General features: G+C 66.8%; 13 protein-coding genes and 1 pseudogene. 6 read left to right on the top strand and 8 right to left on the bottom strand.

Annotated features, from left to right (window positions below; genetic code table 11):
* Positions 1 to 72: 72 nt before the first annotated feature.
* The 3 genes and pseudogenes from cysW to JMF90_RS07805 all read right to left on the bottom strand — a co-directional run bounded on the left by cysW (position 73) and on the right by JMF90_RS07805 (position 3,070).
* Positions 73 to 1,014 (bottom strand): sulfate ABC transporter permease subunit CysW, encoded by a 942-nt coding sequence (cysW, locus tag JMF90_RS07815; protein ID WP_201316916.1) that lies wholly within the window; start codon positions 1,012 to 1,014, stop codon positions 73 to 75.
* Positions 1,014 to 1,909 (bottom strand): annotated as a pseudogene (cysT, locus tag JMF90_RS07810) (sulfate ABC transporter permease subunit CysT). Before cysT ends, cysW begins: the two are co-directional and overlap by 1 nt.
* A 123-nt stretch (positions 1,910 to 2,032) precedes the next feature.
* A complete protein-coding gene (locus JMF90_RS07805; RefSeq protein WP_011545345.1) occupies positions 2,033 to 3,070 on the bottom strand; it encodes a sulfate ABC transporter substrate-binding protein in 1,038 nt (345 codons plus the stop codon).
* Between the two features lie 264 nt (positions 3,071 to 3,334).
* Between JMF90_RS07805 and lexA the strand changes: the two genes are divergently transcribed.
* The 3 genes from lexA to JMF90_RS07790 are packed head-to-tail and all read left to right on the top strand — an operon-like array spanning position 3,335 to position 5,095.
* A complete protein-coding gene (gene lexA / locus JMF90_RS07800; protein ID WP_006476077.1) occupies positions 3,335 to 3,982 on the top strand; it encodes a transcriptional repressor LexA in 648 nt (215 codons plus the stop codon).
* A gap of 25 nt (positions 3,983 to 4,007) precedes the next feature.
* Complete coding sequence (locus JMF90_RS07795) at positions 4,008 to 4,343, top strand: hypothetical protein (protein WP_006476078.1); 336 nt, start codon at positions 4,008 to 4,010, stop codon at positions 4,341 to 4,343.
* Positions 4,344 to 4,372: 29 nt separating this feature from the next.
* Entirely contained in the window at positions 4,373 to 5,095 is a 723-nt protein-coding gene (locus JMF90_RS07790; protein ID WP_201316915.1) for a DUF2939 domain-containing protein, read from the top strand.
* A gap of 86 nt (positions 5,096 to 5,181) precedes the next feature.
* Here the strand turns inward: JMF90_RS07790 and JMF90_RS07785 are convergent, their stop codons facing one another.
* A complete protein-coding gene (locus tag JMF90_RS07785; RefSeq protein WP_006476080.1) occupies positions 5,182 to 5,679 on the bottom strand; it encodes a universal stress protein in 498 nt (165 codons plus the stop codon).
* A gap of 331 nt (positions 5,680 to 6,010) precedes the next feature.
* Between JMF90_RS07785 and nodI the strand changes: the two genes are divergently transcribed.
* The gene (gene nodI / locus JMF90_RS07780) at positions 6,011 to 6,925 is read left to right on the top strand and encodes a nodulation factor ABC transporter ATP-binding protein NodI (protein ID WP_027809857.1); all 915 of its coding nucleotides are present in this window, start codon (positions 6,011 to 6,013) and stop codon (positions 6,923 to 6,925) included.
* A 6-nt stretch (positions 6,926 to 6,931) separates the two neighbouring features.
* The gene (locus JMF90_RS07775; RefSeq protein WP_201316914.1) at positions 6,932 to 7,765 is read left to right on the top strand and encodes an ABC transporter permease; all 834 of its coding nucleotides are present in this window, start codon (positions 6,932 to 6,934) and stop codon (positions 7,763 to 7,765) included.
* Positions 7,766 to 7,809: 44 nt separating this feature from the next.
* On the opposite strand, the gene JMF90_RS07770 is transcribed toward JMF90_RS07775, so the two are convergent.
* The 4 genes from JMF90_RS07770 to JMF90_RS07755 form a co-directional block, all read right to left on the bottom strand.
* Positions 7,810 to 8,232, bottom strand: coding sequence for a hypothetical protein (locus tag JMF90_RS07770; protein ID WP_006484198.1), 423 nt, complete (start codon positions 8,230 to 8,232; stop codon positions 7,810 to 7,812).
* A 106-nt stretch (positions 8,233 to 8,338) separates the two neighbouring features.
* Positions 8,339 to 9,397, bottom strand: coding sequence for a permease (locus tag JMF90_RS07765; RefSeq protein WP_012328432.1), 1,059 nt, complete (start codon positions 9,395 to 9,397; stop codon positions 8,339 to 8,341).
* Positions 9,394 to 10,521 carry a tRNA 2-selenouridine(34) synthase MnmH gene (gene mnmH / locus JMF90_RS07760; protein WP_201316913.1) on the bottom strand — a complete coding sequence of 376 codons (1,128 nt, stop codon included), beginning with the start codon at positions 10,519 to 10,521 and terminating at the stop codon, positions 9,394 to 9,396. Before mnmH ends, JMF90_RS07765 begins: the two co-directional genes overlap by 4 nt.
* A 64-nt stretch (positions 10,522 to 10,585) precedes the next feature.
* Entirely contained in the window at positions 10,586 to 11,539 is a 954-nt protein-coding gene (locus tag JMF90_RS07755; protein WP_200160678.1) for a LysR substrate-binding domain-containing protein, read from the bottom strand.
* A gap of 162 nt (positions 11,540 to 11,701) precedes the next feature.
* Between JMF90_RS07755 and JMF90_RS07750 the strand changes: the two genes are divergently transcribed.
* Positions 11,702 to 12,174: M20/M25/M40 family metallo-hydrolase (locus JMF90_RS07750; protein WP_201325020.1), on the top strand; the 473-nt coding region annotated here is incomplete at its 3' end.

Raw genomic sequence — 12,174 nt, 5'->3', positions numbered from 1 at the left:
TTGTCGAGCGCCGTGAAATCGCCGAAGCGCTTCTGAAGGTTACGGACGGTGATACCCATTCTGGTTGCCTCTTTACGATTTCGACGAAACGGCGCCGACAGGGCCGGCATGTGCGGGGACAGCGTCCGCGTCGGCCAGTTCGGCCGCCAGATGACGCTCGGCGATCAGCTTCAGCGCGAGCGTGACGAGCGCAAGCAGCGCCAGCACCGACGCCACCGCGAACGCCGCCGCGAAGTTGTATTCGTTGTACAGGATCTCCACGTGCAGCGGCATCGTGTCGGTCACGCCGCGAATGTGGCCGGACACGACCGATACCGCGCCGAACTCGCCCATCGCGCGCGCATTGCACAGGATCACGCCGTACAGCAGGCCCCATTTCACGTTCGGCAGCGTCACGCGGCGGAAGATCTGCCAGCCCGACGCGCCGAGCACGCGCGCGGCTTCTTCCTCGTCGGTGCCTTGCGCCTGCATCAGCGGGATCAGCTCGCGCGCGACGAACGGGAACGTGACGAAGATCGTCGCGAGCACGATGCCCGGCACCGCGAAGATGATCTGCACGTCGTGATCCTGCAGCCACGGCCCGAACCAGCCCTGCGCGCCGAACAGCAGCACGTACACGAGGCCCGAGATCACCGGCGACACCGAGAACGGCAGATCGATCAGCGTCGTCAGCAGCGCCTTGCCGCGGAATTCGAACTTCGCGATCGCCCACGATGCGCACACGCCGAACACGAGGTTCAGCGGCACGGCGATCACGGCGACGGTGAGCGTCAGCTTGATCGCCGACCACGCGTCGGGATCAGCCAGTGATTCGAGATAGAAGCCGATGCCCTTGCGCAGCGCCTCGACGAACACCGCGGCGAGCGGCACGACGAGGAAGAACGCGAGGAACGCCAGCGCGATGCCCGTGAGCAGCCAGCGCACGACGCGCGACTCGCTGACGGGGTCGAGCCGCTTCGCGGTACGCGCGGCCGGCGACGGGGTTTTCAGCACGACGGTGGCCTCCTGGGTCATTACTGGCCTCCTGCGGCGGCAGCAGCGGCGGTGACGGTGGCGGGCGCCGGACCGCTCGCGCCCTTGCTCGTACGACGCTGCAGATACCACTGCAGCGTGTTGATCAGCAGCAGCATCAGGAACGACACGACCAGCATCACGACCGCCAGCGCGGTCGCGCCCGCGTAGTCGTACTGCTCGAGCTTCGTGATGATCAACAGCGACGTGATCTCGGATTTCATCGGACGTTGCCGGCGATGAAGATCACCGAGCCGTATTCGCCGAGCGCGCGCGCGAACGCGAGCGCGAAACCGGTGAGCAGCGCCGGCAGCACGGCCGGCAGCACGACGCGGCGGAACGTCAGCCAGCGCGACGCGCCGAGGCACGCGGCGGCCTCTTCCTGCTCGCGCTCGAAATCCTCGAGCACCGGCTGCACGGTGCGCACGACGAACGGCAGCCCGATGAAGGTCAGCGCGACCAGCACGCCGGCCGGCGTGAACGCGATCTTGATGCCGAGCGGCGCCAGATACTGGCCGACCCAGCCGTTGGTCGCGTAGACGGCCGCGAGCGAGATGCCGGCCACCGACGTCGGCAGCGCGAACGGCAGGTCGACGACCGCATCGACGAGACGCTTGAACGGGAACGTGTAGCGCACCAGCACCCATGCGACGAGGAAGCCGAACACGGCATTGATCAGCGCGCCGCCGAGCGCGGCCGAGAACGTCAGCCGGTACGACGCGAGCACGCGCGGCGACGTGACGGCGGTGACGAACTGGTCCCACGACAGCGTCGCGGTCTTCAGGAACGTGGCGGCGAGCGGAATCAGCACCACGAGGCTCAAATAGGCCACCGTGATGCCGAGTGTCACGCCGAAACCGGGCAGCGCGCTCGGCTTGCGAAAGGTGTACGTCGTCATCGGATGCTCTTGCTGGGTCGATGCTGCTCACGGGTCCGACGCAAACGCCGGCGCAGTGAATCGCGCCGGCGGCCCGTCGGGGGTGCGGCGCGCTGTCGTGGCGCGCCGCTTGTCGTTATGGCGTTACTGCGGCTTGTAGATCGAATCGAACACGCCGCCGTCCGCGAAATGCGTCTTCTGCGCATTCGTCCAGCCGCCGAACGTGTCGTCGACCGTGTACAGCTTCAGCTTCGGGAACTGCTTGGTCAGCTCCGCCGGCACGTTCTTCGAACGCGGCCGGTAGTAGTTGCGCGCCGCGATTTCCTGGCCCTGCGGGCTGTACAGGTAGTTCAGGTAGGCCTCGGCCAGCTTGCGCGTGCCCTTCTTGTCGACCACCTTGTCGACCACCGCGACGGGCGGCTCGGCCAGGATGCTCACCGACGGCACGACGATCTCGAACTTGTCGGTACCGAATTCCTTGACCGACAGGAACGCCTCGTTTTCCCAGGCGATCAGCACGTCGCCGATCCCGCGCTGCACGAAGCTCGTCGTCGCGCCCCGCGCGCCCGAATCGAGCACGCCTGCGTTCTTGTAGAGCTTCGTGACGAATTCCTTCGCCGTCTGCTCGTTGCCGCCCGGCTTGTGCTGCGCGTAGGCCCATGCGGCCAGGTAGTTCCAGCGTGCGCCGCCCGAGGTCTTCGGGTTCGGCGTGACGATCGAGATGCCCGGCTTGGTCAGGTCGTCCCAGTCCTTGATCCCCTTCGGGTTGCCCTTGCGCACCAGGAACACGATCGTCGACGTGTACGGCGATGCGTTGTCGGGCAGACGCTTCTGCCAATCCTTGTTCACGAGCCCCTTGTTCGCGAGCGCGTCGATGTCGTACGCCAGCGCCAGCGTGACGACGTCGGCCTGCAGGCCGTCGAGCACCGAGCGCGCCTGCGCGCCCGAGCCGCCGTGCGACTGCTTGAAGTTGACGGTTTCGCCCGTCTTCGCCTTCCACTCCTTGCCGAACGCCTGGTTGAAATCCTGATACAGCTCGCGCGTCGGGTCGTACGACACATTCAGGAAGGTCGTATCGGCCTGGGCATGCGTCGCGACGCCCAGCGCCGCCGCCGCGCCCAGCGCGAGTGTTGCGATCAGGCGGCCCACTCCGCCCACCAGCCCCGTATTGCGCTTCGCCATCCTTGGTTCTCCAGTGTTGTCGGTATTGCGATGTCGGGCCAGTCTATCGAACGGGTTACATGATTAAAAATAATCGTTCCTTATTTTTTAATACTCAAAAGTGCTAACGCAGACGGGATGGACGGTTGCGGCGGACGAACCGGCGTCCGGGCGTCGCGAAATCACGCCGGAACCGCCGCGATCGCGTCGAACCTCAAGTAACACTTGAAATTCGCCAAGTACTGTATAAAAATACAGCTCACTGTCTATCCATACAGTTGAGCCATGACCAAACTCACCGCCCGTCAGCAGCAAGTGTTCGACTTGATCCGTCGCGCGATCGAGCGCTCCGGATTCCCGCCCACCCGTGCCGAGATTGCGGCCGAACTGGGCTTCAGCTCGCCGAATGCGGCCGAGGAGCACCTGCGCGCGCTGGCTCGCAAGGGCGTGATCGAGCTGGCCGCCGGCGCATCGCGCGGCATCCGGCTGCTCGGCATCGACGACGCCCCGCACCAGTTCACGCTGCCGCATGCCGGCCTGATGCAACTGTCGCTGCCGCTCGTCGGCCGCGTCGCGGCCGGTAGCCCGATCCTTGCGCAGGAGCACATCTCGCAGCACTACGCGTGCGATCCCGCGCTGTTCACCAGCAAGCCCGACTACCTGTTGAAGGTGCGCGGCCTGTCGATGCGCGACGCCGGCATTCTCGACGGCGACCTCCTCGCCGTGCAGAAGCGCACGGAAGCGAAGGACGGCCAGATCATCGTCGCGCGTCTCGGCGACGACGTCACGGTCAAGCGGCTGATGCGCCGGCCCGGCGGCCTCGAGCTGATCGCGGAGAACCCGGATTACGAAAACATCTTCGTCAAGGCCGGCAGCGCGGATTTCGCGCTGGAAGGCATCGCCGTCGGGCTGATCCGCTCGGGCGAACTCTGACATTCCGTCTCTCCAGGAGAACATCATGGAACGCCTTGCCCGCCTGCTGCCTTTCCGTCAATTCGGTCGCCTGCGTCATCTGCGCGGCCGCACGCCCTGCGCACCGCTGTCCGCGGCGGCGCCAGTGCAAGAAGAAGTCGCAGTCGAACGGCAGGCGTCCCTGCTGCCGTCAGCGCTCCCCGCGTTCGCGCGGGTCTCGCTGAACGCCGGTCTCAATCACGCGGAACCCGCGCGCCGCGCGCCGGTGCGCGTCTATCACGGCCGGTCGCGCTTGATCATGGTGGGCACGATCGATGCCGTGTGCCGGATGATCGATCGCTGCATCGCAGAGGAACGATCGGCCACGCCGGGCGGTCTCTGATTGCGGAACCGTCCCGCACCGGAGGCAACGTGACTGGATCGTCGCGCCGCGCATGGCGACTCAAGTCCCTGCTGATCGTCGCGCTGGTCGTCGCCCTGATTGGGGCGCTCGGCTATGCATACGCGTCGCCGTATGTCGCGCTCGGTCGCCTGAAATCGGCGATCGATGCACGCGATGCGCAGGCGATCAGCGAGTACGTCGACTTTCCGTCGCTGCGCATCAGCCTGAAGCAGCAGGTCACGGAAGAGTTGATGCGCCGGATCGACGCAGTGAAGAAGGACAATCCGTTCGCGGTGATCGGCGCGCTGATCGGGTCCGCGCTGATTGGCCCGCTGGTCGATGCGTACGCGACCCCGGAAGGCGTCGCTGCGCTGATGAGCGGATTGCCGCCACGCGGCAATCCGGGCGAGCGTCCGCCTGAGTGGTCGAATCGGCCGCCAGCAGGTAATGCCCCCGGCAACACGCCTGCCGCGCCGCCGGCCGCCAATCCTGCTCCGGCCAGTACTGCCGTACCGGGCAGCAACGCGGCCGCTCCGGCGGCCTCGTCGCCGGCACCCGTGCCCGCCGCACCGGCCAGCCCGAGCGAAGCAACCCAGGCGCCGCACCAGCAGCAAACCAGCGCGGGCTATCGAAATATCGACGAATTCGTCGTGACGTACCAGCGCAGTGCCGACGGCACGCGCTATGCGGCGATTTTCCACCGCTTCGGGCTGTTTTCGTGGAAATTGTCGGGGATCGACCTGCATGCGTAGCAGGCCGCATTCGATGCCCGCACTGCTGATGCAGCGCGGCACCTGACCGGCCGCATCGCCGGTCAGGCAGTCGTCGAGCCTTTAGGTCATTTGCCGTTCGCCGTAGCCGCTTCACGCTCGCGCGCGATTTCGGCCTTCTGCTCTTCCGCCGACGAACACGCCACCAGGATGCTGCAGTTCACGCGATCGAGCAGTTGCGTATTGCCCGACCCCATCCACCATCTCGACAATCCGCTGCGGCACCGGTGGCCGACGACGACGAGGTCGACCTTCAGTTCAGACGCGAGATTCGCGATTTCGTCGATCGGATAACCGAATGCGAAATGGCCTTCGGCCTGCACGCCGCGCTCGCGCAGCCAGTTCACGCCTTCCTGCAGGATTTCGCGCGCGGTTTCCTCGAAGCGTCCGCATGCGACATCGGTCAGCAAACCTGCACTTTGCGCAATGCTCGAACGCATGTCGACGACCGACAGCAAATGCGTTTCGGCCTTCAGGTCCATTGCGAGATTGGCCCCGTAACGCAGCGCCTTGCGCCCTTCGAGCGTGCCGTCGTAACACAGCAAAATCTTGTTGTAGCTAGCCATGAAGCCTCCCTATCGCGACAACGAGCCTACGCATTCATCATGGTGCGCCGCAATTCAAGACGCAAGGGATGGAAAACGCTGATTCGCCCCGCGCGGCGCGTGCGCGATGATGCGGCGCACGATCGGTGCGCAATTGCATCACACCGGGCAGACATGCCCTGAAGCGATGCGGCCAATGCACTAGAATGGCCCGCTCGACCTCCAGCGGGCCACCGCGCGCCGGCGTCGTGCGCCTCGGTCATGCCCGTGAGACACCCCTGCGCCCGATCCGTTCGCAAACCGGCCACGCACCGGGCAGCAGAATGCGCCCGCTTAAAACGACAACACGCCCATGTCCGTCGCACCGATCGATTTCCGCAACGTCGAAAAGCGCTATGGCGACAAGCTCGTCGTCAACGGTCTGTCCTTCAGCGTGAAGGCCGGCGAATGCTATGGCCTGCTCGGGCCGAACGGCGCCGGCAAGACCACGACGCTGAAGATGCTGCTCGGCCTCGCGCATCCCGATGCAGGCGCCATTTCGCTGTGCGGCGAACCGGTTCCATCGCGGGCGCGACACGCACGCCAGCGGGTCGGCGTCGTCCCGCAGTTCGACAATCTCGACCCCGACTTCACCGTGCGCGAGAACCTGCTCGTGTTCAGCCGCTATTTCGGGATGTCGGCGCAGGCGGCACGCGCGCTCGTGCCGCCGCTACTCGAATTCGCGAAGCTGGAAAACAAGGCCGATGCGAAGGTCGGCGAGTTGTCGGGCGGCATGAAACGCCGCCTCACGCTCGCCCGCGCGCTCGTCAACGATCCCGATGTGCTGGTGCTCGACGAGCCTACGACCGGCCTCGATCCGCAGGCGCGGCATCTGATGTGGGAACGGCTGCGTTCGCTGCTCGCCCGCGGCAAGACAATCCTGATCACCACGCATTTCATGGAGGAAGCCGAGCGCCTGTGCGATCGGCTGTGCGTGATCGAGGAAGGCCGCAAGATTGCCGAAGGCGCGCCGCACGCCCTGATCGAATCGGAGATCGGCTGCGACGTGATCGAGATCTACGGGCCGGATCCGGCCGCGCTGCGCGACGAATTGTCGGCATTCGCGAAGCACACCGAGATCAGCGGCGAGACACTGTTCTGCTATGTGATCGATCCCGAACCGCTCACCGCACGACTCAAGGGCCGCCCGGGGTTGCGCTATCTGCATCGCCCGGCCAATCTGGAGGATGTGTTCCTGCGGCTCACGGGCCGCGAGATGCAGGACTGATCGACCATGGACGTTCGCAACTATTCCGCCACCACGCCGTCGGCCCCGCTGCGCGAGTCGCGCTTCGCGATCGCGATGCCGGCGAACGCAAGCAACTGGATCGCCATCTGGCGGCGCAACTATCTCGTGTGGCGCAAGCTCGCGCTCGCATCGATGTTCGGCAATCTCGCCGATCCGATGATCTATCTGTTCGGGCTGGGCTTCGGGCTCGGGCTGATGCTCGGCCATGTCGACGGCGTGTCGTATATCGCGTTCCTCGCGGCCGGCACGGTCGGCTCGAGCGTGATGATGTCCGCGAGCTTCGAGTCGATGTATTCGGGATTCTCGCGGATGCACGTGCAGCGCACGTGGGAAGCGATCATGCATACGCCGCTCGCGCTCGGCGACATCGTGCTCGGCGAGATCGTGTGGGCGGCCAGCAAGGCGCTGCTGTCGGGCGGCGCGATCATGCTCGTCGCGGGCGGCCTCGGCTATGCGCAGTTTCCGTCGATGCTCGCCGCGCTGCCGGTGATCGCGCTGGCCGGCCTCGCGTTCGCCAGCATCGCGATGATCGTCACGGCGCTCGCACCGTCCTACGACTTCTTCATGTTTTATCAGACGCTCGTGCTGACGCCGATGCTGCTGCTGTCGGGCGTGTTCTTCCCGATCACGCAGTTGCCGCCGCTTGCGCAGCACGCTGCGCAGGCGCTGCCGCTCGCGAATGCGGTCGAACTGATCCGGCCCGCGATGCTCGGCCGGCCGGCGACCGACATCGCGCTGCACGTCGCGGTGCTCGCCGGCTACGCGGTCGGCGGATTCCTGCTGTCCGCGTGGCTGTTCCGGCGGCGGATGATGCGCTGACGGCCGGCGCGCCGGACACCGGGCGCCGGCTTCATGCGACGACGTTACTCGTCGTCGTCGCTCCACGGAATTTCAACGTCGGTCAGGAACGCGACGGTCGCGAGCGGGCCACCTTCCTGGCGGCCGAGCTTGCCGTCCGCGCGATGCCATTCCACGCGGAACTGCGTACCCGGATCGTCGGCCACCAGATAGACCGTGCGCAGTTCTTCCTTGTCGGCTTCGTCCACCGGGCCGTCGAACGACACCAGCATCTTCTGCGGCCACAGGCCGTTGACCGGATCGTAAATGCGATCGCCTTGCGGAATGTCGATGCTGGCCTCGACACCGATCGTTGCGGAGGCCTCGATGATCATCGTGCCGAGTGCTTGCAGCACGGCAGTCGCCCGCGCGGAATTGGCCTGGCGGATCGCGAGATCGCCGCGCGTCAGCGCCTTTTCGAGTCGAGGATGAATCTTCGGTTGGGTCATGCGTTTTCCTGTTTGCTTCTTGTAAAGGGCGCCGCACACGTGAAGCGGCGGCGCCGGATGAATACGAATGCGACGATTGCGCCGGGCCGGCGTGTCGCCCGCGTTGTCAGAACCCGAACGCGATCGCGAGCAAGCCGCTCACGATCCCGAATACGACGACGAGCGTCGCGACGATCGCCAGCATGTAAGGCTTGAACGAACGCGCGAGCATCGCCAGCGACGGCACGCTGATCGGCGGCAGCGTCATCAGCAGCGCGGCGGCCGGACCGACGCCCATGCCGAGCGACAGCATCGCCTGGATGATCGGCACCTCGCCGGCCGTCGGGATCACGAACAGCATGCCCGCGACCGCGAACGCGACGATCCAGCCGAGGTGATTGCCGATGTCCGGGCCGATATGCGGGAACAGCCACGCGCGCGCGGCGCCGAGCAGCAGCACGAGCACGATGTATTCGGGCACGAGCCGCACGGCCATGCGCGCGAGCAGCTTCATCCAGCGGACGAACGGATTGCCGGCCGCGGCCTGCTCGGCCGCCAGCGCGGCGAGCTGCGCATCGTCGATGCTGCGGTCTTCGGGACGCGCGATGCGGTTCAGCAGGTAGCCGATCCCGAACACCATCGCGATGCCGAGCACGAGGCGCAGCGCGCTCCAGTGCCAGCCGAGTACGAAGCCCATGAACACCAGCGCCGCCGGGTTCAGCACCGTGTTGCCGAGCCAGAACGCGACCGCACCGCCCGGCGACGCGTGGCGCGCCCGCAGGCCCGCGACGACCGGCGCCGCGCAGCACGTGCACATCATCCCGGGCAGCGACAGCAGCCCGCCCGCGGCGACGCTGCCGAACCCCGTGCGGCCGAGCACGCGCGCCACCCAGTGCGCGGGCAGCAGCGCCTGCACGGCCGAGCCGAGCAGCAGGCCGAGCACCATCGCCTGCCAGATCGCCTTGCCGTATGCCCACGCGTAATCGAGGGCCGCCTTCAGCGACGGCTCGGGTGCGGCCGCCGACGTGCCCATCAGGATCGACTGGCCGATCGAATGGTGCTCGGCGGCAACGAATGCCTTGTTGTAGTACGGGAACCATTTCACATAGAACAGTCCCGCGACCGCGATCAGCAGGAAGGTCATCCAGCCGAGGGCCGGACTGGGTTGGGTGCGTGTGGTCGTCATCGTATGGTGGTCGATTGGTCTTTGTCGGTTTCGAATGCCGTGCCGGCGGCGAGCGCGGCCGAAGCGGGCAACCCGGCTTGCGCGAGTTCGGCCAGCAGCAGGCGCGCCTGCTCGCGCACGTCAGCCGCGTTGGGCCGGAACGTGAAGGTCAGCGCCCGGTTCGGCTTGTTGTACGTCGCGCGGTAAGTGCGCGCGTAGGCGGGATCGTAATGCCTGTCGATCAGTTCGGCGAACAAATCGGCCCGCGCGCCGGCATCGATCAGCCCCTTCCAGCGCGTCACCTCTTCGCGGCTGTGCAGGCCGATCAGCCGATGAAGCTGTGCCTTGAACGCATCCGGCTCGTCGAACAAGTGCGCGTAATCATCGAGCAGGAACGCGATCCGCTCGTCGTGAGCCGCTTCGACCTGCACCCACGGGCCCGCATGAAACGCTTCGATCAGCGCGATCGGCAGCTGCACGAGCCCGATCCTGCGGCTTTCCGACTCCACGAATACCGGCCATTGAGGGTCGAAACGCCCGAGCGTCTCGACGAGCCCAGAATCGAACCCCTTCTGCGCCGGTTGCGGCTTGCCCGGCAGCGCGCCGAGCAGCGAGCCGCGATGGCACGCGAGCGCTTCCAGATCGAGCGTCTGCGCACCCACGTCGCGCAGCGCGTTCAGCAGGCGCGTCTTGCCGCAGCCAGTATGGCCGACGAGCGCGATGTAGCGAAAGCGTGTCGGCAGCGAGTCGAGCGTCGCGCATACCGACTGGCGGTACGCCTTGTAGCCGCCGTCGAGCTGGCGCGCCTTCCAGCCGATCAGGTTGAACCAGGTCGTCATCGAGCCCGAGCGCTTGCCGCCGCGCCAGCAGTAGATCAGCGGCCGCCAGTTGCGCGGCCGGTCGGCGAACGTCGTGTCGAGATGGCGCGCGATGTTGCGCGCGACGATCGCCGCGCCGACGCGCGTCGCCTCGTACGGCGACACCTGGCGGTACATCGTGCCGACGAGCACGCGTTCTTCGTTGCTGAGCACGGGCGCGTTCAGCGCGCCGGGGATATGATCCTCGGCGAACTCGAGCGGCGTGCGCACGTCGATGATCTCGTCGAACTCGCCGGCGCGATCGAGGGTGACAATCAGGTTCTTCAATTTGGCGTCGAACAGGGGCGATGCGGCTCGAGGAGCCGCATGGGCACGGAAGGCGGATTGACGATTATCTCACGGGCCGGCGTCCCGGGCCTCGCGCGGCGGTCGGCGACGACGACGCAACCTGCATCGCGTCGATCAGGTGGTCGCGAAATGCGCGTACCGACGCGGGCAGATCGCGCCCCGCCATCGTCTGCACCTGGATGCTGCGTTCGCGCAGTTGCGGGTTCGTCATGGGCACGACGACGAAGCCGTCCGCATCGGCACGGTCGCGCACCGACAGCAGCCCCGTGAACATCACCGCGCCCGTGCGCCGTGCGTAGCCGTACATCGCCGCGGTGTTGTTGCTCGTCAGTTCGGGCTCGAGCAGCAGCCCGTCGAGCGCACACGCGATGTCGATCAGCTGGCGCACCGTCGTGCCGGCCTCGGGCAGCACGTGCGCGTACCGCGCGACATCGGCAAGCGACACCGCGTCGCGCGCCGCGAGCGGGTGATCGTGCCGGACCAGCGCAAAGACCGGCGCGCGCTCCGTGTGGTCGACACGCACGCCCTTCTCCGGCGCGAGGCTGAAGGTCAACGCGATGTCCGCATCGCCGTCGCGCACGCGCCGGGTCGCGTCCGCTGGCGACACGACCCACACGATGAAATCGACGCCCGGGTGGCGCGCCTTGAAGCTCGCGAGCACGCCGGGCAGGAAATCGATCGCGAACCCTTCCGAGCACGCGATCTTCAGCAGGCTGCCGTGCAGCGCGTCGAGCCCGCCGATGTCCTTCATCACGTGCTCGGCCTCCAGCAGGCTGCGCTGCGCGAACGCCAGCAACCGCTCGCCGGCCTCCGACAACGCCATCCCGCGCGGCCGCCGCTCGAACAGCGGCGCGCCGAGCTCGCTCTCCAGCTTCGCGATCTGGCGGCTGATCGCCGACACGGCCACGTGCAGCCGCGCGGACGCGTCGCTGATCGAGCCGGTACGCGCCACCTCGACGAAATACCGCAGTGCCAGGCCATGCAGAAAAGCCGCCATCGTCGTGTCTCCGCGCCGCATCCGGCCGCGCTGCTTTGCCTTTTCGGCAAAGAAAGGTTCGAAATTCGATCATTGTGCAAAAAAACCGGCTTCCTAGAATCGATCGCACTTCACGTTGCCTGCGCGGCCCGCGCACGGCGAACCCGACCGAGGAGACCCGATTTGAGCCGTACCGCCGCCATCCAGCACGCGCTGAACCAGTTCGAGTCCGGTGCGTTCTTCACGACCCTGAGCCGCCGCGTCGGCCTGCGCACCGAAAGCCAGGACCGCGGCAACGAAGCCGCGCTGCGCGCCTACCTGACCGACGAGATCGCGCCGGAGGCCGCCCGCCTCGGTTTCACGTCGCGGATCGTCGACAACCCCGTCGACGGCGGCGGGCCGTTCCTGCTCGCGTCGCGCCACGAAGACGACGCGCTGCCGACCGTGCTGATCTACGGCCACGGCGACGTCGTGCGCGGCTACGACGCGCAGTGGCGCGCGCCGCTGTCGCCGTGGACGCTGACGGCCGACGGCGACCGCTGGTACGGCCGCGGCAGCGCCGACAACAAGGGCCAGCACACGATCAACCTGGCCGCGCTGGCGAGCGTGCTCCACGCACGCGGCGGCCGGCTCGGCTTCAACGCGAAGCTGCTGAT

The organism is Burkholderia sp. E168m23 (assembly GCF_016586125.1).
GTDB classification, from domain to species: domain Bacteria; phylum Pseudomonadota; class Gammaproteobacteria; order Burkholderiales; family Burkholderiaceae; genus Burkholderia; species Burkholderia orbicola.
This window is presented reverse-complemented; position numbering and strand designations above follow the sequence as displayed.

What these genes read in the sequence shown, in the direction of transcription:
- JMF90_RS07755 (WP_200160678.1), bottom strand. Translation starts at nt 11,539, where the DNA reads ATGGCGGCTTTTCTGCATGGCCTGGCACTGCGGTATTTCGTCGAGGTG.
- nodI (WP_027809857.1), top strand. Translation starts at nt 6,011, where the DNA reads ATGTCCGTCGCACCGATCGATTTCCGCAACGTCGAAAAGCGCTATGGC.
- JMF90_RS07775 (WP_201316914.1), top strand. Translation starts at nt 6,932, where the DNA reads ATGGACGTTCGCAACTATTCCGCCACCACGCCGTCGGCCCCGCTGCGC.
- JMF90_RS07785 (WP_006476080.1), bottom strand. Translation starts at nt 5,679, where the DNA reads ATGGCTAGCTACAACAAGATTTTGCTGTGTTACGACGGCACGCTCGAA.
- lexA (WP_006476077.1), top strand. Translation starts at nt 3,335, where the DNA reads ATGACCAAACTCACCGCCCGTCAGCAGCAAGTGTTCGACTTGATCCGT.
- cysW (WP_201316916.1), bottom strand. Translation starts at nt 1,014, where the DNA reads ATGACCCAGGAGGCCACCGTCGTGCTGAAAACCCCGTCGCCGGCCGCG.
- JMF90_RS07770 (WP_006484198.1), bottom strand. Translation starts at nt 8,232, where the DNA reads ATGACCCAACCGAAGATTCATCCTCGACTCGAAAAGGCGCTGACGCGC.
- JMF90_RS07765 (WP_012328432.1), bottom strand. Translation starts at nt 9,397, where the DNA reads ATGACGACCACACGCACCCAACCCAGTCCGGCCCTCGGCTGGATGACC.
- JMF90_RS07795 (WP_006476078.1), top strand. Translation starts at nt 4,008, where the DNA reads ATGGAACGCCTTGCCCGCCTGCTGCCTTTCCGTCAATTCGGTCGCCTG.
- JMF90_RS07805 (WP_011545345.1), bottom strand. Translation starts at nt 3,070, where the DNA reads ATGGCGAAGCGCAATACGGGGCTGGTGGGCGGAGTGGGCCGCCTGATC.